Raw genomic sequence first — 21,626 nt, forward strand, 5'->3', positions numbered from 1 at the left:
CGAAACGCCCATCAGTACCCGAAACCTACCGGTCAGGCAGGAGAAATCTCGCCACCACGACTCTTGACTGAATTTTCAGTCGAGGGCAGGATTCTGTCCACACCGCGTACCCGTTCCCGAGCTTCGGCCGGATCGAGCCGGCCACTGCCGACGGGTGCTTCTGGCGCGACGAAGAGAGACCCGTGATGACTGCGTTCCGTATGCCCGCCGAATGGTCCGAGCACGAGGGATGTCTGATGGCCTGGCCCGTCCGCGAGGACCTGTGGGGCGTCGTGCTCGACGACGCCAAGGAGGAGTACGCGAACGTCGCCCGGGCCGTCGCCGCGTTCGAGCCGGTGACCATGGTCGCGCCGCCCGGCCACGGCGAGGAGGCCGCGAAGCGGTGCGGCCCGCAGGTCGCGGTGGTGGAGATCGCCCAGGACGACTCCTGGTTCCGTGACTCCGCCCCGCTCTTCGTGCTCGACGGCGACGGCAACCGCGCCGGAGTGGACTTCCGCTTCAACGCCTGGGGCCGCAAGCACCACCCGTACGACTCCGACGACCGGGTCGCCGCCCTCCTCCTGGAGCACCTCGGGGTCGAGCGCGTCCCCTCCGACATGATCCTGGAGGGCGGGGCGATCACGGTCGACGGCGAAGGCACGCTCATCACCACCGAGCAGTGCCTGCTGCACCCCAACCGGAACCCGGGAAGGGACCGGAGCGGGATCGAGGCGGAGCTGAAGGCCCGGCTCGGCGTCGAGAAGGTGGTCTGGCTCCCGTACGGAGGCCTCCTCGACACGGAGACCGACGGGCACGTCGACGGCGTCTGCGCCTTCGCCGCCCCCGGCAAGGTCGTCGTCTCCCTGCCCGACGACCCCGATCACCCCGACCACGCCCGTATGCGGGCCAACCGCGCGGTCCTGGAGGCCACCACCGACGCCCGCGGCCGGCGGTTCGAGATCGTCGACGTCCCGCAGACCGCGTTCGTCGGCATCGCCGGCGGCGAGGTCGAGGTGTCCTACCTGAACTACTACGTGGCCAACGGCGGCGTCGTCGTCCCGGTGGCCGGCCTGCCCCAGGACGAGGACGCCCTCGCGGTCATCGCCGCGGCATACCCCGGACGGAAGGTCGTCGGGGTGCGGACGCCCGCGATCGCCTTCGGCGGCGGCGGAATCCACTGCATCACCCAGCAGATCCCCGCCGCGACCACCACGGCCCTCCCCGCCGCCACCGTCCTCCCCAACGCCACCGCACGTCCCGCCGCCACCGCCCTCCCCGCCTGAACCGACACCGGACCGCTCCGGGAGGGCCGCTCCCACGGCCTTCCCCCGCCGCACCCCTCACGGAAAGAGAGCGCGACGATGACCCCACCCCTGCCTCCCGGCGGGCGGCGCCCCCCGGGCGGACGCCGACGGATCGCCGCGACGACGGCCGTCCTGACCTCCCTCGCCGCCCTCGCGGCCTGCTCCGGCCCGCCCAAGGACGCGGGCCTCACCGGAAAGGAGGTCGCACTCTCCACCACCACGCCCCCGGCCCGCGGCGAGATCGACTCCTTCACCTGGGCCGTGTACGCCGAACCCCCCACCCTCGACTACACGGTGGCCTTCGACTACCCGCAGAACACGATCCTGTCCAACGTGTGCGAGAGCCTCATGCGCTGGACGCCGGAACTCACCCTCGAACCGGGCCTGGCCCGCCGGGCGACCAACCCCACCCCCACCAGCTGGGTCTACGACCTGCGCCCCGGCGTGCGCTTCCACGACGGCGGGACGATGACCGCCGACGACGCGGTCCACAGCCTGAACCGGCAGCGGGACCCGGACAACGCCGCCGCCTGGGCCCAGACCTTCCAGAACGTCACCTCCATACGCAAGACCGGCCCGCTCCAGATCACGGTCGACCTGAAGAAGCCCGACTCCCAGTTCCCCCAGTACATGGCCACCACCGCGGGCGTGATCGCCTCCAAGGCCGGCGTCGAGGCGGCGGGCGGGGACTACGGCACCACCGGCGGCCTCGCCTGCACCGGCCCCTTCGAACTGGGCACGTGGAGCAAGGGCCAGTCGATCGAGCTCGACCGCTTCGACGGCTACTGGGGGACCCGGGCCAAGGCGAAGAAGGCCGTCTTCCGGATCCTCACCGACCCCTCGGCCCGCACCAACGCCCTGCTCAGCGGCGAGGCCGACGGCGGCTACCTCATCCCCACCGAGAGCTACGGCCGCCTGCGCGACAGCGGCGTGGGCACGCTGTACTTCGGAGAGGGCCTGAGCACGGTCAACGTCACCATCACGAACATGCGGGGCCCGCTCGGCGACGTCCGCGTACGCCGCGCGCTGTCCCTGGCCCTGGACCGGTCCGGATTCGTGAAGGCCGGCCTCGGCGGCGCGGGCACCGCCACCGGATCCCTCACCACCCGCGCCGCCTGGGCGAGCGCCTCGGAGGAGACCCGGCGGGCCGCCTTCGCGTCGCTGCCGTCCACCGAGCCGGACCTCCGGAAGGCGAAAGCGCTGATCGAGGAGGCCGGCGCCACGGGCAAGACCCTGACCGTCGCCACCAGCGCCATCGGCCAGGACGTCTCCCTCCTGGCCACCGCGGTCCAGGCCGCCGGCACCCGGATCGGCCTCGACATCCGCCTCAAGACCATCGCCCCCAACGCCTTCACCGCCCTGTTCACCGATCCCCGGGCACGCGAGGGCATCGACATGTTCCCGCTCACCTACTACGACTCGATCACCGACCCGCTCGACCTGCTGACGAACTTCAAGACCGGCGCGTACCTGAACTTCGCCGGCTACAGCGACCGGCACTACGACACCCTCGTCGACCGGGCCACCTCCGACTACCGGCCCGAACAGCGCATGAGGATCGAGGCCGAGCTGCAGAAGCACGCCGCACGGCAACTGCTGTGGATCCCGGTCGCCGAATGGCCCACCGCCCTCTTCCTCAACAAGAGGATCACCGGAGCCCCCGCCACCATCGCCTACATGTACTACCCGTGGGCCGCCGGCGTGGGGGCCGCGCGGTGAACTTCACGAGATTCGCCGTACGCCGCGTCGCGGAGATGACGGCCACCCTGCTCGCCGCCTCGTTCGTGGTCTTCGGCGCCATGTACCTCGCCCCGGGCAGCCCGGCCGCCTTCCTGCTCTCGGGACGGTCCGCCTCGCCGGAGGCCCTCGCCGCGATCAACACCCGCTACCACCTGGACGATCCGTTCCTCGTCCGCTACCTCCACTGGCTCGGCGACGTCGTCCAGGGGGACTTCGGACGCTCCCTCACCTACCGCACCGACGTCTCCCGGCTCCTGGCCGACCGCCTCCCCACCACCCTGCTGCTCGTCGCGATGGCGCTGGTCGTGGTCGTGGTGGTCGGTCTGGCACTGGGCTGGATCGGCGCCGTACGCGGCGGAGCCGCCGACTCCGCGATCCTGGTCGGGACCACGCTCGCCGTCGGCACCCCGTCCTTCGTCGCGGCCGTGCTCCTCCAGGCGCTGTTCGCGGTCGAACTGGGCTGGTTCCCCAGCAGCGGAGCCGGAGACGGCCTCCTGGACAGGATCCGGCACCTGACGCTGCCCGCGATCGCCCTCGCGCTCTACCTGATCGGGATGCTCGCCCGCGTCACCCGCTCCGCCATGCGCGAAGCGCTCGACGGCGAACACGTCACGGTCGCCCGCAGCCGGGGCGTTCCCGAGGGGCGGGTCGTCCGCCGTCACGTCTTCCGCAACTCGCTCGGCACCGTCCTGACCACCGGCGGACTGATCGTCTCCACCCTGCTTGTCTGCACGATCCTCGTCGAGACCGCCTTCAGCGTCGGAGGCGTCGGCCAGCTCCTGGAACTGTCCACCACCACCAAGGACTTCCCGACCGTCCAGGCCATCTCCCTCGTCGTCGTGGCCCTGTTCATGGCGGTGAACCTGATCGTCGACCTCGTCCTGCCCCTGGTCGACCCGCGCGTCGCCCTCGGATCGAGGAGTTCCTCCCCATGACCGCCGTCCTCACCCGCCGGCCCGGCCTCTCCAGGATCCGCGCGACCCGGTCCCCGCTGTACCTGACCTGCCTCGGCCTGGTCGTGCTCGTCACCGCCGCCGCCCTCCTCGCACCCTGGGCGGCGCCCCACGACCCCAACGCGGTCGACCTCGGCGACGCCCTGGCCGGCCCCTCCGCCGAGCACCCGCTCGGGATGGACGCGGCCGGGCGCGACACCCTCTCCCGGCTGCTCCTCGGAGCCCGCACCTCACTCCTCGGGCCCCTCGGAGTCGTGGTCCTCTCCACCCTCGCCGGAGTCGCCGTCGGCACCGCGGCCGCCTGGCGCGGCGGATGGCTGGACTCCGTCCTGTCCCGCAGCACCGAGCTGGTCTTCGCGTTCCCCGGCATGTTGCTGGCGATCCTGATCATCTCGGTGTACGGCGAAGGCCTGCTCGCCCCCGTCCTCGCGCTCTCCCTCGCCTACCTGCCGTACGTCAGCCGGCTCACCCGCTCCCTGGTCCTGGCCGAACGCGAACGCCCGTACGTCAGCGCCTACCGGGTCCAGGGCCACTCGGCCCTCCAGATCTGCCTGCGCCACGTCCTGCCCAACATCGCGCCCGTCGTCCTCGCCCAGTCCACCATCAACTTCGGCTACGCGCTCATGGACCTCGCCGGACTGTCCTTCCTCGGCCTCGGCGTGCCCGCGCTCACCCCCGACTGGGGCCGCATGGTCTTCGACGGCCAGACCGCCGTCCAGCACGGCTACCCGCTGTCCGCGATCCTGCCCTGCCTCCTCATCGTGCTGACCGTCGTCGCCTTCAACGTGGTCGGAGAACGCTGGGCCGACCGCGTCGCCAGGAGAGACCGATGAACACACTCGACATCCGGGGCCTCCGCGTCACCCTGCCCGGCACGGCCCGCCCGGTGCTCGACGGCGTCGACCTGTACGTCGCCGCCGGTGAGACCGTCGCCCTCGTCGGCGAGTCCGGCTCCGGCAAGAGCCTCACCTCCCGCAGCGCCCTGGGCCTCCTGCCGCCCGGAGCCGCGGTCCAAGGCGCCGTCCGCGTCCACGGGCGGGACGTGCTCACCATGAACGCCGGGGAACTGAGGGCCCTGCGCACCGGCACGGTGTCCATGATCTTCCAGGACCCGCGCGCCGCCCTCAACCCGCTGCGCCGCATCGGCGACTTCCTCACCGAGAGCGTGACCCTCACCCGGACCATGGGCGGTACGGAAGCCACCGCACGGGCCGTCGAACTCCTCGAAGCGGTCGGCCTGGACGCCTCCGCGCTGCGCAAGTACCCCGGCCAGGTCTCCGGCGGCATGTTGCAACGCGTCATGATCGCGGCCTCCCTGATGGGCGACCCCGCCCTCCTCCTCGCCGACGAACCGACCACCGCGCTCGACGTCACCACCCAGGCCGAGGTCGTCGCCCTCCTCGCGGAACTGCGCGAACGCTTCGGCACCGGCCTCCTCTTCGTCACCCACGACCTCGACCTCGCCGCCGCCATCAGCGACCGCGTCTACGTCATGTACGCCGGCCGGATCGCGGAGAGCGGGCCCGCCGAAGCCCTCTTCGCCCGCCCCCGGCACCCCTACACCTCGGCACTGCTCGCCTCCACCCCCCGCCCGGAAGCCCCCCGGGGCAGGCTCACCGCCATCCACGGCCAACCCCCGGACCTGCGCCGGGAACTCACCGGCTGCCCGTTCGCCGCCCGCTGCCCGCTGGCCACCGAGATCTGCGACCTGAGCGCCCCCGACCCGAGCCCCGCCCCCGGACAGCCGCTCCACCGCGCCGCCTGCCACCACGGCGACCTGCTCGAAGGGAGCCACGCCGATGCCTGAGAACGTGCTGGAGGCCGTCGGACTCCACCGCGCCTTCGGCGGCGTCCGCGCCGTGGACGACGTGTCGTTCACCCTCCCCGAAGGCGGCTCCCTGGGCATCGTCGGCGAATCGGGCTCCGGCAAGACCACCACCGCCCGGATCGTCGTCGGCCTGGAACGGGTCGACGCGGGCGAGGTCCGGGTACGGGGCCGGGCCCGCGACACGCGGAGCCGGGGCCGGGCCCGGCGCCTGGCCCGCGCCCGCGAGGTCCAGATGGTCTTCCAGGACCCGTACCTCTCCCTCGACCCCCGGACCAGCGTCGAAGGCGTCCTGCGCGAAACCCTCCGCCTGCACTTCCCCGGAACCGACCACGACCGGCGCGTCCGGGAACTCCTCGACCAGGTCGGCCTGGGGACCCGCGCCGCCGACGCCCGGCCGCGACAGCTCTCCGGCGGCCAGCGCCAGCGCGTCGCCATCGCCCGCGCCCTCGCCGTCGAACCGGCCGTCCTCGTCCTGGACGAGGCGGTCGCCGCCCTCGACGTGTCCGTACAGGCACAGATCCTCAACCTGCTCGCCGACATCCGCGAGGAGACCCGGGTCGGCTACCTGTTCATCACCCACGACCTCGGCGTGGTCCGGTGCGTCACCGACGAGATCGTCGTCATGCGCCGGGGCGCCGTCGTCGAGGCCGGCCCCACCGCCGAGGTGCTCGCCGCGCCACGGCACCCCTACACGCGGCTCCTGCTGGAGTCCGTGCCCCGCCCCGGCTGGGATCCCCGGGCGATCGCCGCCGCCCGCCGGGCGCTCTGACGACCCGGCCCGCCCGGGTCCACGTCGCTCGCCCGCGACCCGCCCGCGAGCGCTCGCCGAAACAGGAGGTCACCATGAACGATCACCCCACACACCGCCCCTCGCGCGGAGCCCTGAACAGACGGGGATTCCTCGCCGCCGCCGGAGCGACCGCCGTCGGCGCCGCCCTCGCGACGACCCTCCCGAACAGGGCCGACGCGGCCGCGAGCGCCTTCCGCGTCCCGGTGGAGGACGTCCGCCACACCCGTACGTGGATGGCCTGGCCCGACAGCACCGCGATCTGGTCCAACAGGCTGAGCGGAGTGCAGGCGGACATCGCCCTGATCGCCCGCACGATCGCGAAGTACGAGCCGGTCGTCATGTGCGCCAACTCCGGCAGCGCCGCCAGGGCCCGCTCGCTGTGCGGCTCCTCGGTCACCGTCATCGGCTCCATTCCCGTCGACGACTGCTGGATGCGCGACACCGGGCCCGTCTTCCGGACCGACGGCCGGGGCGGCCTCGACGCCGTCGGCCTCAACTTCAACGGCTGGGGCAACAAGCAGGCCCACGCGAAGGACAAGCTCGTCGCCGGACGGATCGCCTCCTACGTCGGCGTACCGATCACCTACGCCGGTCTCGTCGGCGAGGGCGGCGCCGTCGAACAGGACGGCGCCGGCACCCTCATGGCCACCCGCAGCAGCCTCGTGAACCGCAACCGCAACCCCGGAATGACCGAACGCCAGGTGGAGTCGGCCATGCTGGCGGCGTACGGCGCCTCCAAGGTCATCTGGTTCGACGGCGTCCGGGGCCAGGACATCACCGACGACCACGTCGACGCCACGTCCCGCTTCCTCGCCCCCGGCGAGGCCCTCGTCCAGCTGCCCCTCGCGTCCGACAACGACGCCTACGCCCGCGACGCACGTCAGCAGTACGCCGTCCTGTCCGCCTCGACGTCCGCCGACGGCGTCCCGATGGACACGATGCGCCTCCAGGGCCCGGACTACGACAAGATCCGCTCCGCCCACCCGGACTTCCTCGCCTCCTACGCCAACTTCTACCTCTGCAACGACGCCGTCATCAGCGCCCACTTCGGCGACCAGCGGGCGGACGCGGCCGCGAAGGCGACCCTGGCCGGCCTCTACCCGGACCGCGTGATCGAGCAGCTGAACATCGACCGCCTCGGCACGGGCGGCGGCGGCATCCACTGCGTCACCCAGCAGCAGCCCGTCCGCTGACACCCCGCACGACCGCCGGTGCGGTGGCCACCGCCGCCCCCGCACCGGCCCCTACGCCCCCGGCACCCGTACGGGACCGCCGGTGGCCTTCTTCGGCGACGGGCCCGGAGGGAGCAGTTCCGCGACGACGAAGGACGTCACGGCCGCCAGGATCACCACCGGGATCGTCTCGGAGTTGCCGAGCACCAGGACGATCAGGACCACGCTGCTGACCGGGAGCCGCAGGGCGGCGGCCGTCGCCGCGGCCATGCCCGCGGCGGCGCCGGGGATCACCCCGAGACCGGGCAGCGGCGCGAGCAGCACGCCCACGGCCGCGCCCAGGAAGAGCACGGGGAACACAAGGCCGCCGCGCAGACCGCCCAGACAGAGCGCGTACGCGGCGCCCTTGAACAGCAGGACGGCGAGCAGCGCGCCCACGCTCCAGGCGTGGGGGTCGGCGGCGAGTCCGACCAGCGTGGCCTGACCCGACGAGGCGACCTCGGCGGGGCTGCGCCCCGTGGCGACCGCGTAGAGGGCGGCGCAGCCCCCGGCGCCGACGGCGCAGACCACCGTCCGTACGAAGGGGGAGGCCGCCACGAAGGCGGCGGTCAGCCGGCCGCCGACGAGCACCAGGTGCACCAGCGCGCCGATCCCCGCCGCCAGCACGACCGACCACACCACGTCCCCGGCGTCCAGCCGCGGGGGAGCGGTGGGGAAGCGGGCCGTGAGACCGCCCGTCTCGAGACCGGTCCAGCGTCCGAAGCCCGTGAACACCACGGCCCCGACGCCGCTGGACAGCAGCGCGGGAAGCATGACGACGAACAGCCGCGGCCCGCCCACGCCCGCCACCTCGATCAGGAGCACGGCGGCGACGAGGGGATTGCCGAAGATCGCGGCGATGGCCGCCGCCGCACCGGCCGCGCCCAGGAGCGCGGTGCTCTGCGGGGTGGCCGGGGCGCGGACGAGCCCCCGGAAGAGCAGGGCCAGACCGCCGCCGAGCGCGATCAGAGGCGCCTCGGGGCCGAGGACGGCACCGAACGGCAGGCTCGCGACCGCGGCGACGACCACCCCCGGCAGGGCGTCCGCCGAGGACCCTCCGGCCCGCAGCCCGTCGGCGGGGACGTGGCCGCCCGCGCCGGGCAGCCGGGTCACCACGAGGCCCACGACGACTCCGGCGACGGCGAGCAGCGGCAGCGGCCACCAGGCCGGAGGAGTCCCCAGGCCGAGCGCCTTCGGCAGGTCCGCCCACAGCACGTGCTCCAGCTGGTGCAGCCCGACGAGGAACCAGAAGGCGGCCAGCGAGACGGGGACGCCGACCAGAGCGCTGAAGACCAGTGCCTTGAGGTACGCGGGGGTCCGCAGGAGGTCCCGCAGCCGGTCGGCCTCCGAGCGCTCCTCGGGCTCCGGCGAGGAGGCCGGAAGCGTGTGCGGCGCGGTCATGGATTCCGTCCTTCCGGAGCGGACGGAGCGGGCGGGGTCGGCTGTACGGGCAGGGCCGGCTGTACGGGCGGAGCCGGCTGTACGGGCTGTACGGGCGTCACGGCTCGGGCCGCTCGGGCGCCGTGGCGGACCGCTGCCGCTCCACTCCCATGCGGACCGCCCCGACCAGGACCTTCGCGACCAGGCCCACCAGGACGAGATCGGCCACCATCTGGCACGTGGTCAGCACGCGGGCCGCCTGCGACACGGGCGCGATGTCGCCGAAGCCGACGGTGGCGAAGACGGTCACCGTGAAGTACAGGGCGTCGTTCCTGCTGAGCGGTTCGGAGAAGGGCTGCCCTCCCTGCTGCCGCGCGTACAGGAAGTAGGTGGCCGCGAACAGCAGCAGGAAGAGGGGGATCGCGGTGGTCAGGGCCTCGACGGCGCGCAGCCTGGGGTGGGGCGAACGGACGATGCCGACCGCCTGCAGGGCCAGCAGCACGCCGAGCGCCGTCAGGCCCAGGGCGAGCACCACGACGGTGTGCCGGTCGAGGTCCTTGTCGAAGGGGAGCAGGTAGTAGCCGACGGTGGCCGCCGCCGACACGACCGTCGACCGCAGCAGCGGCAGGAACGAACGCGCGCGGCGCGGACCCGCGGGCCGGCTCCCGGCACGTCCCGGCAGCGGATTCATGAGGGCCTCGGCTCCTTCCCGGCCTCCTGACGGCCGCTCCGGTCCACCGCACCGGCGTCGTCGGGGAACTCGCGCGCGACGAAGCACCCGCCGCCCGTCCAGCAAAAGCGCTCCTCCCGGATCCCGCGACCGGAAACCCCGCCGGATGCCGCCGGGAGACGTACGCCGGTGACCGGACCTTCGCGTACGACCCCGCCCGGGCGAGCCCCGCACGCGCCCGAAGCCGCCGCCGGGCCGCCGCCGGAACTGCCGCCGGTGGTCCCGGAGGCGCCCTACCTTCCTCGTACATCCCGTTTCCACAGGTCAATCCAGGAGGTTTCGTCATGACGTACTCGGGTCGTTCCGCCGTCGGCGGTGCCGCGGCGGCCGCCGCCGCTGCCGCGCTTCTCCTCGGCGGAGGGGGCACCGCGTCCGCGCAGCCGTCGTCGCCCAAGCCCCAGCAGATCAGCTCGGCGCAGTTGGGGGCGCACCTCACCGAGGCCGTCGCGCAGGAGCGCCTCGCCGCCGCCTGCCTTCCGGCCTGCGCCGGACAGATCGTGTAGCGGCCGGACCGACGAGGAGACCGAGATGAGCACCGCGGAACGTTCCGGAACGAGCAGGACCTGGTGCCCGAGCGGCAGCCCCGCCGCACCGGAGGCGGTGGTGCTGGGCGTCCGCTCCGGGCAGGACGGGGAGGTCGTGTACCTCGCCGACCCGGTGCCGGCCAGGGACGTCCTGCCGGTCGTCCCGAAGGACGTCGAGCCGACCCGGGTGCTGCGCTTCGCGTCGCACTGCGTCAGCAACTGTCTGCACCGCAGGGGCAACGACTGCACCTTGGTGGAGCGGGTGGCGGTCACGCCGGCGGACGAGAACCGGAACGTGCCGCGGTGCCATCTGCGCGCCCACTGCAAGTGGTGGGCGCAGGTCGGCGTGGACGGCTGCCGCCGCTGTCCGGCCGTGGCGACCACCGTCGTCGAGGGCGACGACCTGGGCGCACTGGTCGCCGATCCCCGCACCACCCGCGAACAGCTCGACGCGTGGATGGAGCGGGCCGAGGCGGACGCGCCCCGGGCGGCCGCCGGGGCCCGGTGAGAAGGGCCCGCTCCGCCGCGCTGTCGGCACGGCCGGTGCGGGGGAGGACCTCGGCGGTCACTCCGCTCGCGGAGCCCGCGGAGCCTGCGGGGAGCGCAGGACGAGCAGAGTGATCTCGCTGGGGGCGAAGACGCGGAAGGGCGGGCCCCAGAAGCCGGTGCCGCGGCTGGTGTAGAGGAGGGTGCGGGGGCCGTGGTGGGTGAGGCCCGCGAGGGCCGGCTGGTCGAGGCGGACCAGGTGGTGGAAGGGCCAGATCTGGCCGCCGTGGGTGTGGCCGGAGAGCTGGAGGTCGATGCCGTGTTCCGCCGCGCGGTCCACGAACTTCGGCTGGTGGGCGAGGAGGAGGACGGGGAGGCCGGGGTCGGCGCCGTCCAGGGCCCCGGCGAGGTGGGCGCGGTGGCCCGCGAGGCCGGAGGACTCGGCGGTGACGTCGTCCACACCGGCGACCACGAGGGTGTCGCCGCCGCGTTCGAGCAGCAGGTGGCGGTTGCGCAGCGGCTCCCAGCCCAGCTCGTCCATCAGGTCGACCCAGCCCTGGGCCTCGCTGTAGTACTCGTGGTTGCCGGTGACGTAGACCCGGGCCCGGGTCGCCCGCACGGTGCCGAGCGGCTCGGCCTGGGCGCGGCGGCGCTCGGCCGTGCCGTCCGCGATGTCGCCGGTGTGGCAGACCAGGTCGGCCTCCAGGGCGTTCACCGTCTCGCAGACCCGTGCCGACCAGCGGGCGCGGTCGAGCGGGCCGTAGTGGGTGTCGGTGATCAGGACGACCCGGGTGCCGTCCAGCCCGGCCCCCAGGCGGGGGAGCGGTACGTCGATCCGGCGCACGCGCGGCACGCGCCGGGCCTCGGCGTACCCCCAGGCGAGCAGGACGGCGGTCGTGCCGAGGACGGCCCAGGTGACGGTGCGCGCCCGGTCCTGTCCGTCGCCGACCCCGGCCACGGCCAGGGCGGGCCGCAGCAGGAGGCCGAGCAGGACGGACCAGGTGAACAGCACCCAGGCGCCGCCCAGCAGCGTGTCCCCGACGATCGCCGCCCGGTCCCGCTGACGCCGGCCGTGGCCGCGCGTCATCGCGAGCGGCATGACGACCAGACCGAGGACGAACAGCGCGGTGCCGACCGGCGCGACGGGGAACGGCCAGTGCTGACCGGCGTGCAGGAGCACCCAGCACGGCACGGCCCACAGCAGGACGGGGGCGATCAGGGGGACGTAGCGCATCAGGCGCTGCAGCCGGCCCGGTGAAGCTCCTGGCGCTTCACCGGCGGCGGATCGGGTGTCGCTGGTCTCGGTCACGCTTCCCCTCCCGGGGTTCTGTCCGGCGGATCGTGCCCCGGGCGGAGCCGGGCGGCGGCCACGGCACGGTCGTCGTACCGGCCGTCCGCCCGGAGCCCGATCCGGCTCCGGTCTCCGCTGCCGGATCCTCTTGGAGAGCCCATTGTCCGCCGGTCGCGGGAAGGGCGGCCCTCCGGGATCCGAAGGGCGCGGACACCGCCGGAGGGCCGGTCCCTCACTCCGCCGCGTGCTCGGCGCCCCCGACCTCCCGGTCGGTACTCCCGATCAAGGCGCGCAAGGCCTCGTCGAGGTGGCGGAGCTGGTCCGGGGTCAGGCCGGAGGAGAGGTCCGCGAGGGTCTCGACGAGGTCGGTCAGGGCGGCGTCGGCGACGGCGAGGCCCTCGGTGGTGAGGGAGACCCGGAAGCTGCGGCGGTCCTGGGGGTCGAGGACGCGCCGGACCAGCCCGGCGGTCTCCAGCCGGTCCAGGCGCTTGGTCATGCCCGCCCGGGACATCATCAGCTCCGCCGACAGGACGGAGGGGATGAGGCCGTAGGGCGCGCCCTGCCTGCGCAGCGTCGCCAGTACGTCGAAGTCGGCCTTGTTGATGCCGTGCGCCTCCACGGCCCGTGCTCCGGCGGGGGCGAGGCGGTTCTCCGCGACGAAGAGGAGCCGGCCCACCACGGCCAGGGCCCGTACGTCCAGGTCGGGGCGCTCGCGCTGCCAGTCGGCCGCGATGCGGTCCACGTCGTCCTCGCTCATGGCCGGAATCCTATTCCAGAAGATAGTTAGCTGGCTTACTATCTTCTGGCGAACCACTTCGCCGTCAGGAGGCCTGCCGTGCACACCCCTGCCCGCACACTCATCCACGACGTACGCGTCTTCGACGGAACCCGTACGCATGAGCGCGCCCACGTCCTCGTCGAGGGCGAGCGCATCACCGCCGTCCGCACCGACGCGCCCCCTCGGGCGGACACCGGGATCGACGGCACGGGCCGCACCCTGCTGCCGGGACTGATCGACGCCCACACCCACGTGTTCGACGGCAGCCTCGCCGAAGCCCTGCGCCACGGGGTGACCACCGAACTGGACATGTTCTGCCTGCCCGCCAACCTCCGCCGCCAGCGGCGGCTGGCCGCGGAGCGCGACGACGTGGCGGACCTGCGCAGCGCGGGCGTCCTCGCCACCGCCCCGGGCGGCCACCCCTCCCAGCTGATGGCGCACATGCCGGAGGAGTTCGGGGACGCGGTCGGCCCCTTCGACACCCTCACGCGCCCCGCCGAGGCCGAGGCCTTCGTGGCCGCCCGCGTCGCCGAGGGCAGCGACTACCTGAAGATCGTCATCGACGACGGGACCACCGCGGACACGTCACTGCCGGTGCTGGACCGTGCCACCGCCGCCGCCCTGGTCGAGGAGGCCCACGGTGCCGGCCTGCGGGTCGTCGCGCACGCGGCGACCGCCGCCGAGGCCGCCGCCGCGCTCGACGCGGGCGCCGACGGACTCGCCCACGTGTGGTGGGCCGCCCGCCCCGGCGACCCGAGCACGGAGGAACTGGCCGCCCGCGCGGCGGCGCAGGGCACCTTCGTCGTCACCACCCTCGCCTACGCCGAGGTCCTCGACGCCGGACGGAAGACGCTGCTGCCCCACGCGGAACAGGTCGCCGCGACCCTGCACGCGGCCGGGGTCCCCCTCCTCGCCGGCACCGACGCCACCCCCTTCGCACCCCCGCACGGCGCCGGAATGCACCGGGAACTGGAACTCCTCGTCCGCGCCGGCCTCGGCCCGGCCGAGGCCCTCGCGGCCGCCACCCGCCTCCCGGCCCTGTACTTCGGCCTCCCCGACCGGGGACGCGTCGCCCCCGGCCTCCGCGCCGACCTGCTCCTCGTCGACGGCGACCCCACCGACGACATCACCTCCATCCGGGCCGTCACCGACGTCTGGCGGCGCGGAACCCACCACCCCCACTGAGCCCTTCGCGCCCCCGGCGGGCCGTACGAAAGCGGCGGGCCGCCCCGGCTCAGGGCGAGGGCGGAGTGACCGCGCCCGTCTCCAGCCCCGCCAGGCGCAGGAGCAGGGCCTTCACGTCCGTGGCCTCGACGCGGCCGTCCACGGCGCCCGGGAGGGAGCACAGGAGGAGCGGGCCCTCGTCCTCGATCGTGGGGAGGAGGCCGTGGCTGCCGCGGAGGGGGGAGGGGTCGAGGGGGACGACCGCGAGCCGGTAGCGCATCCCGAGCTTCTTCCGGGCGATCTCCCTGGCCGCCCTGATCCGCACGTACGGGTCGGCCGGGTCCATGAGGAGTTCGGCGGGGTCGTAGCCGGGCTTGCGGTGGATCTCGACCAGCTGGGCGAAGTCGGGCGCGCGGGCGTCGTCGAGCCAGTAGTAGTACGTGAACCAGGCGTCGGGTTCGGCGAGGGCGACCAGCTCCCCCGAGCGCGGATGGTCGAGCCCGTGCTCCTTCTTGCCCTCGTCGTCGAGGAGCCGCGCGAGCCCCGGCAGGTCCGCGAGCGCCTCCCGGACCGCCGGGAGGTCGGCGGGACGCCGGACGTAGACGTGGGCGACCTGGTGGTCGGCCACCGCGAAGGCCCGGGACGTCATGGGGTCCAGGTACTCCATGCCGTCCTGGACGTGCACCTCCAGCAGGCCGGCCCGGCGCAGCGCGCGGTTGATGTCGACGGGCCGCTCCACCCGGGTGATGCCGTACTCGGAGAGGGCCACGACCGTGCGGCCCCCGGCCCGGGCGTCCGCCAGGAGCGGGCCGACGACGGCGTCGAGCTCGGCGGCGGCCCGGTGGGAGCGCGGGTCGTCGGGGCCGTAGCGCTGGAGGTCGTAGTCCAGGTGCGGGAGGTAGCAGAGGGTGAGGTCGGGATCGCGGGTGCGCATGACGTGCCGGGTGGCCTCGGCGATCCACCGGCTGGAGACGATGTCGGCCCCCGGGCCCCAGAAGTGGAAGAGCGGGAAGGTGCCGAACCTCTCGGTGAGTTCGTCGTGGAGGGCGGGCGGACGGGTGTAGCAGTCGGGTTCCTTGCGGCCGTCCGCGTAGTAGACCGGGCGGGGGGTGACGGTGACGTCGGTGTCCGCGCCCATGGCGTACCACCAGCAGATGTTGGCGACGGTGTAGCCGGGGTGGGCGCGGCGGGCGGCGTCCCAGAGCCGGTCGCCGGAGACCAGGCCGTTGTGCTGGCGCCACAGCAGGACGTCGCCGAGGTCCCGGAAGTACCAGCCGTTGCCGACGACGCCGTGCTCCGACGGGAGGGTGCCGGTCAGGAAGGTGGTCTGGGCGGCGCAGGTGACGGCCGGCAGGACGGTCGCGAGCGGCGCCCGGGAACCGGCGGCGGCGAGCGCCCTCAGGTTCGGCATGTGCTCCAGGAGCCGGGGGGTGAGGCCGACGACGTCCAGGACGAGGAGCGGGGTGGGGCGCGGGGGGACGGTAGCGGGGGCGGATGCGGGTGCGGGGGAGGGGGCGGCGTCGGTCGTGTCGGTCATGGCAGTTCCTTGAGGCCGAGGTCGGTCAGGAGGTCGCGTGCCAGGGAGAGTTCGGCGGCGATGCCGTCCGCGAGCCGGGCCCGGGTGAGGGGCCGCAGTTCGGGCGGGAGCGCCTGCCAGGTGTAGGTCTCGACCTCCAGGTGGCGCGTCCGGGGGACGGGGCCGCCCACCAGGAGGGCCAGGGCGTCCGCGACCACCGGGAGCGTGGAGGCCAGCGGCGGCGCGGGCCGCGCGTGCAGGGGGACATGGAAGTGGGAGCGCCAGGGACCCGTACGGGGGAGGGAGCCTCCCGCGAGGGCCTCGCCGAGGTCGTCGGTGCCGCGCAGCCCGCCGTCGGCGACGGTACGGGTCTGGTGGAGGAACCGGGGCTCGGCGAAGGCCGCCAGCGCCTCGCGCACGGCGGGCAGGTGCGGGTGCTCGGCGTGCAGGGCGGCGGACAGCTGGGCCTTGGGGACGGTGACGCCCGCCGCGTCCAGGGCGGACAGCGCGCCGGCCGGGTCCTCGAAGGAGGTGGCCAGGTGGCAGGTGTCCACGCAGACGCCGACGCGGTGCGGCGCGCCGACCGCCGTGAGGGGGCCGATGGCGTCGGCGGTGGTCTCCACGGCGCAGCCGGGTTCGGGTTCGAGGGCCACCCGGATCGACTTGCCCGTCAACTCCTCCAACACGTCGAGGCGTTCGGCGAGGACGGCCAGGGCGTCCCGCGCGGCCGTCCGTCCGGACGGGCCGAACCCCCGGCGCCACGCGAGCGGCAGCGTGGAGATCGTCCCCTCGGTGACGTCGGCGGGCAGCAGGGCGGCGAGGAGACGGGCCAGATCGGTCGTGTACGCCAGGCGCTCGGGCTCGGTCCAGTCCGGCCGGTACACCCGGTACTTGACCTCGTCCAGGCCGAAGCCCTCGTACGGGAAGCCGTTGAGGGTGACGACCTCCAGGCCCCGGCGGTCCAGCTCGGCCCGCAGGGCGCGCAGCGCCGCCGGGTCGTCCGTCAGGGAGCGGGACGCCGCCCTCGCCAGCCACAGGCCGATGCCGAGCCGGTCGCGCCCCAGCCGCCGGCGGACGGGCTCGCAGTGATCGCGGAGCTGCGCGAGGACGCCGTCGAGGGTCTCGGCCGGGTGGACGTTGGTGCAGTACGACAGGTGGACGACGGACCCGTCGGGGTGTCGGAAGCGCATCGCCGTACCTCCTCATTCCCCGCCGCGGAGAACGGAGTTGCCCTCGTGCAGCCCCTTCGGCGGCGGGACGTCGAGCCGGAGGCGGCCGCTGAGCCCGTAGAAGGCGACCGGGTTGCGCCACAGCACCCGGTCGACGTCGTCCTCGTCGAACCCGGCGGCGAGCATCGCCTCGCCGACCCGGCGGGTCTTCAGCGGATCGCTCTTGCCCCAGTCCGCCGCCGAGTTGACCAGGACCCTCTCGGTGCCGTGCTCCTTCAGGACCGCGACCGTCCGGTCCTCGTCCATCTTGGTGTCCGGATAGACGGAGAAACCGAGCCAGCAGCCGCTCTCCGCGGCCTCCCGGACCGTCGTCTCGTTGAGGTGGTCGAGGAGGACCCGCTCGGGAGGGAGGGCGGACTCGCGGACCACGTCGACCGTGCGGCGCAGCCCGGCGAGCTTGTCCCGGTGGGGCGTGTGGACCAGCGCCGGCAGGCCGTGGTCGGCGGCGAGCTGGAGCTGCGCGGCCAGGGCGGTGTCCTCGGCGGGCGTCATGGAGTCGTAGCCGATCTCGCCGACGGCGACGACGGAGTCCTTGACGAGGTAGCGGGGCAGGACGTCCAGGACGGGGGCGCAGCGGGGGTCGTTGGCCTCCTTGGGGTTGAGCGCCAGGGCGCAGTGGTGGGCGATGCCGTACTGGGCGGCCCGATAGGGCTCCCACCCCAGGAGGGCGTCGAAGTAGTCGAGGAAACTGGCCGGGGAGGTGCGCGGCTGGCCGAGCCAGAAGGACGGCTCGACCAGGGCGCGGACACCGGCGGCGTACATGGCCTCGTAGTCGTCGGTGGTGCGGGAGGTCATGTGGACGTGGGGGTCGAAGATGCGCATCGGGACTCCTCGGGCTACGGACGCGCCTGGACCGTCAGGGCGAGCACGCGCTCCAGGTCGTGGGGGACGTCGCGGCCGGCGGCGGTGCGCTCGGCGGCGTGGTCGGTGAGCATGAGGGCGAGCGTGGCGTCGCCGCGGGCACGGCGCCGCAGCCCCGCGACCGCGTCGACGGGGACGTGGACGAAGAGGCACTTCAGGACGGCGTGCCGCCAGGAGTGCTGGTCGAGGTGGGCGGCCGCGTAGGGGCCGACGGCCGCGGCGACGAGCCGGGTGTCGTGGGTGCGCAGCGCGTCGGCGACGAGCGGCAGCGCCTCGGGGCCGTCCACGAGGTGGGGCAGGGCGTGGAGCACGGCGCGGCGTTCGGCGGCGCTGCCCCGCTGGTAGAGGCGGTCGAGGGCCTCCTGGCCGGGGCGGGCCTCGGTGAGGAGGAGGACGCGGACGGCGTCGGCGTGCTCGTGCCCGCAGTGGCGTCCGGCGGCGGCGAAGCGCAGCTCCCAGGCGGGGACGGCGTCCGGGACCCCGGCCGGGTCCGTACGGGCGGCTTCCGCCAGGGCGTCGGCCAGCCACGCGCGGGCCGTGTCGGTGAGTCGCGCGTCGAGGGCGGCGCGCGAGACGGCCGGGGCGCCGGGGGAGGGGACGGCGGTCACGTGGCCGGGCCTCCTTCCGGGGTCAGGGAGCGGAGGAAGGCGAGGGAGGCGCGGGCGAGTTCGGGGCCCGCGTGGGAGTGGCGCGGCAGTTCGACCACGGTGAGTCCCCGGTACCCGGTGGAGGCCAGGGCGTCGAGCACCGGCGGGAAGTCGATCTCGCCGTCGCCGAACGGCAGGTGCTCGTGGACGCCGCGCCTCATGTCCTCGATCTGGACGTGGCGCAGCCAGGGCGCGGCGGCGCGGACGCAGTCGGCGGGCGGCAGCGGCTCCAGGCACTGGCAGTGCCCGATGTCGAGGGTGAGACCGAGGGGCGCGGGGTCCCCCAGGGCGGCGCGCAGCCGGTGGAAGTCGTCCAGCGTGGCCAGGAGGTGGCCCGGCTCGGGCTCGATCGCGAGGGGGACGCCCGCGGTGCCGGCGGCCTCGACGACCGGCCCGAGCGCTTCCGCGAGGCGTTTCCACGCGGTGTCCGGGTCGGTGCCGGGCGGGGCGGTGCCGCTGAAGCAGTGCACGGCGTGGGCACCGAGGTCCGCGGCGGCCCGCACCGCCGTGACGAGCAGCCCGACGCGGACGGCGCGGTCGTCCGGGTCGGGGTCGAGGAGCGAGGGGCCGTGTTTGCGCCGGGGGTCCAGGACGTAGCGGGCGCCGGTCTCGACGGTCACGGAGAGGCCGAGCTCGCCCAGCCGGTGCGCCACGCGCGCGGTGCGGGCGGCCAGGTCGGGGACGAGGGGGTCGAGGTGCATGTGGTCGAGGGTGAGGCCGACGCCGTCGTAGCCGAGGTCGGCGAGGAGGGCCAGGGCGTCGTCGAGCCGGAGGTCGGCCAGTCCGTTGGTCCCGTAGCCGTAGCGGAGGGGGGTCGTGGGGGGTCCGTTCACGTGGGGCTGACCTTTCGTGCGAGACGGCGGGTCAGGGGGACGAGGCCCAGCAGGGCGAGCCCCCCGGCGGTCGCTCCGGAGCGGGACATGAGGGCGGCCTGCAGGGGGATCATCGCCCGGATGCCGCCGCCGACGGCCCGCCCGGTGAGGAGCGGGGACGGGTTCAGGGCCGCGTGGAGGAGGGGACGGGCGGCGGTGCGGACGTAGACGGCGGCGAGGAGCGGGGTGACGCGCCGCACCGTGGAACGGCGAGACGCGCCCGGTGGCCGCCTTCCCGCGCCGGGGCGGTACGGGGCCGGGTGGGCCGGATCCGGGTGGTGCGGACCGTGGTGGTGCGGTCCCTGGTGGTACGGGTCCGGGCGGCGCGAGGCGGTGAGGGCGCCGAGGACCGTGGCGGCGGCGAGCGCGCCCAGGGGCGCGACCGTGGAACCGCCCTGGACCTCGTGCCGGGACACGGCGGTGACGGCGTAGGTGTGCGCCGCGAGCACCGCGGCCGAGGGGAGGGCGGCGAGGGGCGAGGCGGCGAGCGGTGGGGCGACCGTACGGCGAGAGGCACCCCCGGTCCCGTCGGCCGTACGGCGGGTGGGGCGGGAGGAGCCCCCCGTCCCCCTCCCGGTCGCCGACACCGTCGCCGTGGCGCCGAGGAGGAGGTCCAGGCCGCGGGCCGTGGCCATGGCGGCCGGGCCGGCGGCCGTGTGCTTGAGGCGGAGGTCGTATGCCCAGACCGTCGCGGCCAGGGCCGTGGCGACCGCCAGCGGGGGACGTCCGGCGCGGGCCGCGAGGGCGAGTCCGGCGGCGGTGAGCACCCCGGCCGCGCCCAGGGCCGCCCCGGGGCTCACCCGGCCGGAGGGGACGGGGCGGTGGGGGCGCTCGGCGGCGTCCTCGTGCCGGTCCGCCCAGTCGTTGAGCGCCATGCCCGCCTCGTAGAGGCACAGCGAGGAGCCGAGAGCCCAGGCGGTGCCCCTGCCGGGCCGCGCGCCCACGGCGGCGGCCCCCGCGAGGGCGTCGCCCGGGACGCTGAGCAGGGCCGAGACGCGCAGGAGCTCGCTCCAGGCCCTCAGCCTCTCCCCGGCGGGGAGGGACGGGGAGCGGGTCATCCGGCCTCCCGGAGTCGGTCGGCGAAGGAGAGGAGCGCGCCGAACTGTTCGGACAGCCCGGCCGGGCCGCCGTCGGGGTCCTTGAAGTAGAAGCCGAGCTCGGGGCGGGGCCCGGTGAGGCCCGCCTCGTGCGCCCGGGCGACGAGCCGCGCCAGGTCCAGGACCAGAGGGGCGGCGAGGGCCGAGTCGCAGCCCTGCCAGATCGTCTGGAGGATCGTCCGGGAGCCGAGGAAGCCGTCGAAGGCGATGTGGTCCCAGGCGGTCTTCCACTCGCCGAGCGCGGGGACGTCGTCGATGTGGACCTCGCCCTCGACGCCCGCACCGAGCGTCTCGGCGAGGACGCGTTCCTTCCCGGCGTTCTTGGCGGCGGCCGCCGCCGGGTCGGCCAGGGCCGCCCCGTCCCCGCCGCCCAGCAGGTTGCTCCCGGACCACGCCCGTACGGTCAGCGCCCGCTGGACGAACATCGGGGCGAGGACGGACCGCAGGAGCGTCTGGCCCGTCTTGCCGTCACGGCCCGCGTGCGGGAGGCCGCTCGCTTCGGCGGCGGCCGCGAGAGCGGGGGCCCGCAGCCCGGTCGAGGGCGTGAAGTTGACGTACGGACAGCCGGCGCGCAGCGCGGCGGCGGCGTACAGGGAGCTGGGCGGCAGACGCGTGGCGTCCGGCTCCGGCAGCGGCTCGGTGGAGGAGACGTTGACGACGACGACCCGCGCCAGCGCGTGCCGCGCACGGAAGGCGGCCAGGTCGCCGGCGAAGCCGGTGATCAGCTCCTCGTCGGTGCGGGTGTCCCCGGGGAGCGGTCCGCCCGGCCGTATCTCCCCGTCGGCCGAGGCCAGTTCGGCGTGGACGGCCCGGGCGAGACCGGCGGGCAGCACACCGGCCCCGGTGAGGTCCTCGGCGCGTTTCGGCAGGGGACAGTCGGCGGTGTCGTGACCGCCGAAGACGAGCGAGCCCAGCGGGGGCAGCCCCGCCCCCGCGAACGGCGGCGTCTCGGTGACCATGCCGGTCGGTGGGTACAGTCCCGCGGCGACGGCCGCGCACCCGGCGACGGCGGTGGTCGCCACCGATCCGCGCGCCCCCGCGAACCAGACCCCGGTGCGTGTCCGCCGGTCGTGGACCGGTCTCCCCGTCGCGTTCCCGTGCTGCACTGGCTGCACTGTCCGCCTCCCTGCCGTGTGGATCCGGGTCTCGTCATCGGTCTCTGTACGGGTCTCGTCGTGCGTGGGGAAGACGGCGGGCGGGGGGTACGACGCCTCCCCGCCCGCCGCCGGCTCATGGACGGCCCCTC

General features: G+C 74.6%; 21 protein-coding genes. 10 read left to right on the top strand and 11 right to left on the bottom strand.

All coding sequences use genetic code 11. From position 1 onward, the window contains the following. Positions 1-185: 185 nt before the first annotated feature. The 7 genes from ACIQVI_RS03645 (at position 186) to ACIQVI_RS03675 (ending at position 7,787) form a co-directional block, all read left to right on the top strand. Complete coding sequence (locus tag ACIQVI_RS03645) at positions 186-1,262, top strand: agmatine/peptidylarginine deiminase (protein WP_403590540.1); 1,077 nt, start codon at positions 186-188, stop codon at positions 1,260-1,262. Positions 1,263-1,340: 78 nt separating this feature from the next. Beyond that, positions 1,341-3,002 carry an ABC transporter substrate-binding protein gene (locus tag ACIQVI_RS03650; protein WP_403590543.1) on the top strand — a complete coding sequence of 554 codons (1,662 nt, stop codon included), beginning with the start codon at positions 1,341-1,343 and terminating at the stop codon, positions 3,000-3,002. Then, positions 2,999-3,958 carry an ABC transporter permease gene (locus tag ACIQVI_RS03655; RefSeq protein WP_403590546.1) on the top strand — a complete coding sequence of 320 codons (960 nt, stop codon included), beginning with the start codon at positions 2,999-3,001 and terminating at the stop codon, positions 3,956-3,958. Before ACIQVI_RS03650 ends, ACIQVI_RS03655 begins: the two co-directional genes overlap by 4 nt. Then, the gene (locus ACIQVI_RS03660; protein ID WP_403590549.1) at positions 3,955-4,809 is read left to right on the top strand and encodes an ABC transporter permease; all 855 of its coding nucleotides are present in this window, start codon (positions 3,955-3,957) and stop codon (positions 4,807-4,809) included. The genes ACIQVI_RS03655 and ACIQVI_RS03660 overlap by 4 nt, the downstream gene beginning before the upstream one ends. Beyond that, on the top strand, positions 4,806-5,783 hold the full coding sequence (locus tag ACIQVI_RS03665) for an ABC transporter ATP-binding protein (protein ID WP_403590551.1): 978 nt from the start codon (positions 4,806-4,808) through the stop codon (positions 5,781-5,783). Before ACIQVI_RS03660 ends, ACIQVI_RS03665 begins: the two co-directional genes overlap by 4 nt. Continuing rightward, complete coding sequence (locus ACIQVI_RS03670; protein WP_403590554.1) at positions 5,776-6,573, top strand: ABC transporter ATP-binding protein; 798 nt, start codon at positions 5,776-5,778, stop codon at positions 6,571-6,573. Before ACIQVI_RS03665 ends, ACIQVI_RS03670 begins: the two co-directional genes overlap by 8 nt. Before the next feature lie 74 nt (positions 6,574-6,647). Further along, the gene (locus ACIQVI_RS03675) at positions 6,648-7,787 is read left to right on the top strand and encodes an agmatine/peptidylarginine deiminase (RefSeq protein WP_403590557.1); all 1,140 of its coding nucleotides are present in this window, start codon (positions 6,648-6,650) and stop codon (positions 7,785-7,787) included. A gap of 51 nt (positions 7,788-7,838) precedes the next feature. Here the strand turns inward: ACIQVI_RS03675 and ACIQVI_RS03680 are convergent, their stop codons facing one another. Then, positions 7,839-9,206 (bottom strand): chloride channel protein, encoded by a 1,368-nt coding sequence (locus tag ACIQVI_RS03680; protein WP_403590560.1) that lies wholly within the window; start codon positions 9,204-9,206, stop codon positions 7,839-7,841. A gap of 97 nt (positions 9,207-9,303) precedes the next feature. Then, entirely contained in the window at positions 9,304-9,876 is a 573-nt protein-coding gene (locus ACIQVI_RS03685) for a potassium channel family protein (protein ID WP_351973765.1), read from the bottom strand. Positions 9,877-10,199: 323 nt separating this feature from the next. Here ACIQVI_RS03685 and ACIQVI_RS03690 point away from each other — a divergent pair, with 323 nt between their 5' ends. Continuing rightward, complete coding sequence (locus tag ACIQVI_RS03690) at positions 10,200-10,418, top strand: hypothetical protein (RefSeq protein ID WP_351973764.1); 219 nt, start codon at positions 10,200-10,202, stop codon at positions 10,416-10,418. A 25-nt stretch (positions 10,419-10,443) separates the two neighbouring features. Then, positions 10,444-10,947 carry a hypothetical protein gene (locus ACIQVI_RS03695; RefSeq protein WP_403590565.1) on the top strand — a complete coding sequence of 168 codons (504 nt, stop codon included), beginning with the start codon at positions 10,444-10,446 and terminating at the stop codon, positions 10,945-10,947. A 57-nt stretch (positions 10,948-11,004) separates the two neighbouring features. On the opposite strand, the gene ACIQVI_RS03700 is transcribed toward ACIQVI_RS03695, so the two are convergent. Continuing rightward, on the bottom strand, positions 11,005-12,234 hold the full coding sequence (locus ACIQVI_RS03700; RefSeq protein ID WP_403590568.1) for a metallophosphoesterase: 1,230 nt from the start codon (positions 12,232-12,234) through the stop codon (positions 11,005-11,007). A gap of 214 nt (positions 12,235-12,448) precedes the next feature. Further along, the gene (locus ACIQVI_RS03705; protein ID WP_403590571.1) at positions 12,449-12,973 is read right to left on the bottom strand and encodes a MarR family winged helix-turn-helix transcriptional regulator; all 525 of its coding nucleotides are present in this window, start codon (positions 12,971-12,973) and stop codon (positions 12,449-12,451) included. 78 nt (positions 12,974-13,051) lie between these two features. Here ACIQVI_RS03705 and ACIQVI_RS03710 point away from each other — a divergent pair, with 78 nt between their 5' ends. Continuing rightward, positions 13,052-14,179, top strand: a complete 1,128-nt coding sequence (locus ACIQVI_RS03710) for an amidohydrolase family protein (RefSeq protein ID WP_403590574.1) — start codon at positions 13,052-13,054, stop codon at positions 14,177-14,179. Positions 14,180-14,228: 49 nt separating this feature from the next. Here the strand turns inward: ACIQVI_RS03710 and ACIQVI_RS03715 are convergent, their stop codons facing one another. Genes ACIQVI_RS03715 through ACIQVI_RS03745 form a run of 7 tightly spaced genes read right to left on the bottom strand, consistent with a single transcriptional unit; the run spans position 14,229 to position 21,495 of the window. After that, positions 14,229-15,695 (bottom strand): nucleotide pyrophosphatase/phosphodiesterase family protein, encoded by a 1,467-nt coding sequence (locus ACIQVI_RS03715; RefSeq protein WP_403590577.1) that lies wholly within the window; start codon positions 15,693-15,695, stop codon positions 14,229-14,231. Then, complete coding sequence (eboE, locus tag ACIQVI_RS03720; protein ID WP_403590580.1) at positions 15,692-16,864, bottom strand: metabolite traffic protein EboE; 1,173 nt, start codon at positions 16,862-16,864, stop codon at positions 15,692-15,694. The genes ACIQVI_RS03715 and eboE overlap by 4 nt, the downstream gene beginning before the upstream one ends. A 12-nt stretch (positions 16,865-16,876) precedes the next feature. After that, a complete protein-coding gene (locus tag ACIQVI_RS03725; protein ID WP_351972028.1) occupies positions 16,877-17,725 on the bottom strand; it encodes a TatD family hydrolase in 849 nt (282 codons plus the stop codon). Between the two features lie 14 nt (positions 17,726-17,739). Continuing rightward, positions 17,740-18,372, bottom strand: coding sequence for an EboA domain-containing protein (locus ACIQVI_RS03730; RefSeq protein ID WP_403590584.1), 633 nt, complete (start codon positions 18,370-18,372; stop codon positions 17,740-17,742). Then, on the bottom strand, positions 18,369-19,244 hold the full coding sequence (locus tag ACIQVI_RS03735) for a sugar phosphate isomerase/epimerase family protein (RefSeq protein WP_403590587.1): 876 nt from the start codon (positions 19,242-19,244) through the stop codon (positions 18,369-18,371). Before ACIQVI_RS03735 ends, ACIQVI_RS03730 begins: the two co-directional genes overlap by 4 nt. Beyond that, entirely contained in the window at positions 19,241-20,341 is a 1,101-nt protein-coding gene (locus ACIQVI_RS03740; protein WP_403590590.1) for an SCO3242 family prenyltransferase, read from the bottom strand. Before ACIQVI_RS03740 ends, ACIQVI_RS03735 begins: the two co-directional genes overlap by 4 nt. Further along, positions 20,338-21,495 (bottom strand): inositol-3-phosphate synthase, encoded by a 1,158-nt coding sequence (locus tag ACIQVI_RS03745; protein ID WP_403590593.1) that lies wholly within the window; start codon positions 21,493-21,495, stop codon positions 20,338-20,340. The genes ACIQVI_RS03740 and ACIQVI_RS03745 overlap by 4 nt, the downstream gene beginning before the upstream one ends. Positions 21,496-21,626 lie beyond the last annotated feature (131 nt).

This window comes from Streptomyces sp. NPDC098101 (assembly GCF_044760185.1).
Classification (GTDB): domain Bacteria; phylum Actinomycetota; class Actinomycetes; order Streptomycetales; family Streptomycetaceae; genus Streptomyces.

Coding starts and splice junctions, on each gene's coding strand:
- ACIQVI_RS03645 (WP_403590540.1), top strand. CDS start 186: ATGACTGCGTTCCGTATGCCCGCCGAATGGTCCGAGCACGAGGGATGT.
- ACIQVI_RS03650 (WP_403590543.1), top strand. CDS start 1,341: ATGACCCCACCCCTGCCTCCCGGCGGGCGGCGCCCCCCGGGCGGACGC.
- ACIQVI_RS03660 (WP_403590549.1), top strand. CDS start 3,955: ATGACCGCCGTCCTCACCCGCCGGCCCGGCCTCTCCAGGATCCGCGCG.
- ACIQVI_RS03665 (WP_403590551.1), top strand. CDS start 4,806: ATGAACACACTCGACATCCGGGGCCTCCGCGTCACCCTGCCCGGCACG.
- ACIQVI_RS03670 (WP_403590554.1), top strand. CDS start 5,776: ATGCCTGAGAACGTGCTGGAGGCCGTCGGACTCCACCGCGCCTTCGGC.
- ACIQVI_RS03675 (WP_403590557.1), top strand. CDS start 6,648: ATGAACGATCACCCCACACACCGCCCCTCGCGCGGAGCCCTGAACAGA.
- ACIQVI_RS03680 (WP_403590560.1), bottom strand. CDS start 9,206: ATGACCGCGCCGCACACGCTTCCGGCCTCCTCGCCGGAGCCCGAGGAG.
- ACIQVI_RS03685 (WP_351973765.1), bottom strand. CDS start 9,876: ATGAATCCGCTGCCGGGACGTGCCGGGAGCCGGCCCGCGGGTCCGCGC.
- ACIQVI_RS03690 (WP_351973764.1), top strand. CDS start 10,200: ATGACGTACTCGGGTCGTTCCGCCGTCGGCGGTGCCGCGGCGGCCGCC.
- ACIQVI_RS03695 (WP_403590565.1), top strand. CDS start 10,444: ATGAGCACCGCGGAACGTTCCGGAACGAGCAGGACCTGGTGCCCGAGC.
- ACIQVI_RS03705 (WP_403590571.1), bottom strand. CDS start 12,973: ATGAGCGAGGACGACGTGGACCGCATCGCGGCCGACTGGCAGCGCGAG.
- ACIQVI_RS03715 (WP_403590577.1), bottom strand. CDS start 15,695: ATGACCGACACGACCGACGCCGCCCCCTCCCCCGCACCCGCATCCGCC.
- eboE (WP_403590580.1), bottom strand. CDS start 16,864: ATGCGCTTCCGACACCCCGACGGGTCCGTCGTCCACCTGTCGTACTGC.
- ACIQVI_RS03725 (WP_351972028.1), bottom strand. CDS start 17,725: ATGCGCATCTTCGACCCCCACGTCCACATGACCTCCCGCACCACCGAC.
- ACIQVI_RS03740 (WP_403590590.1), bottom strand. CDS start 20,341: ATGACCCGCTCCCCGTCCCTCCCCGCCGGGGAGAGGCTGAGGGCCTGG.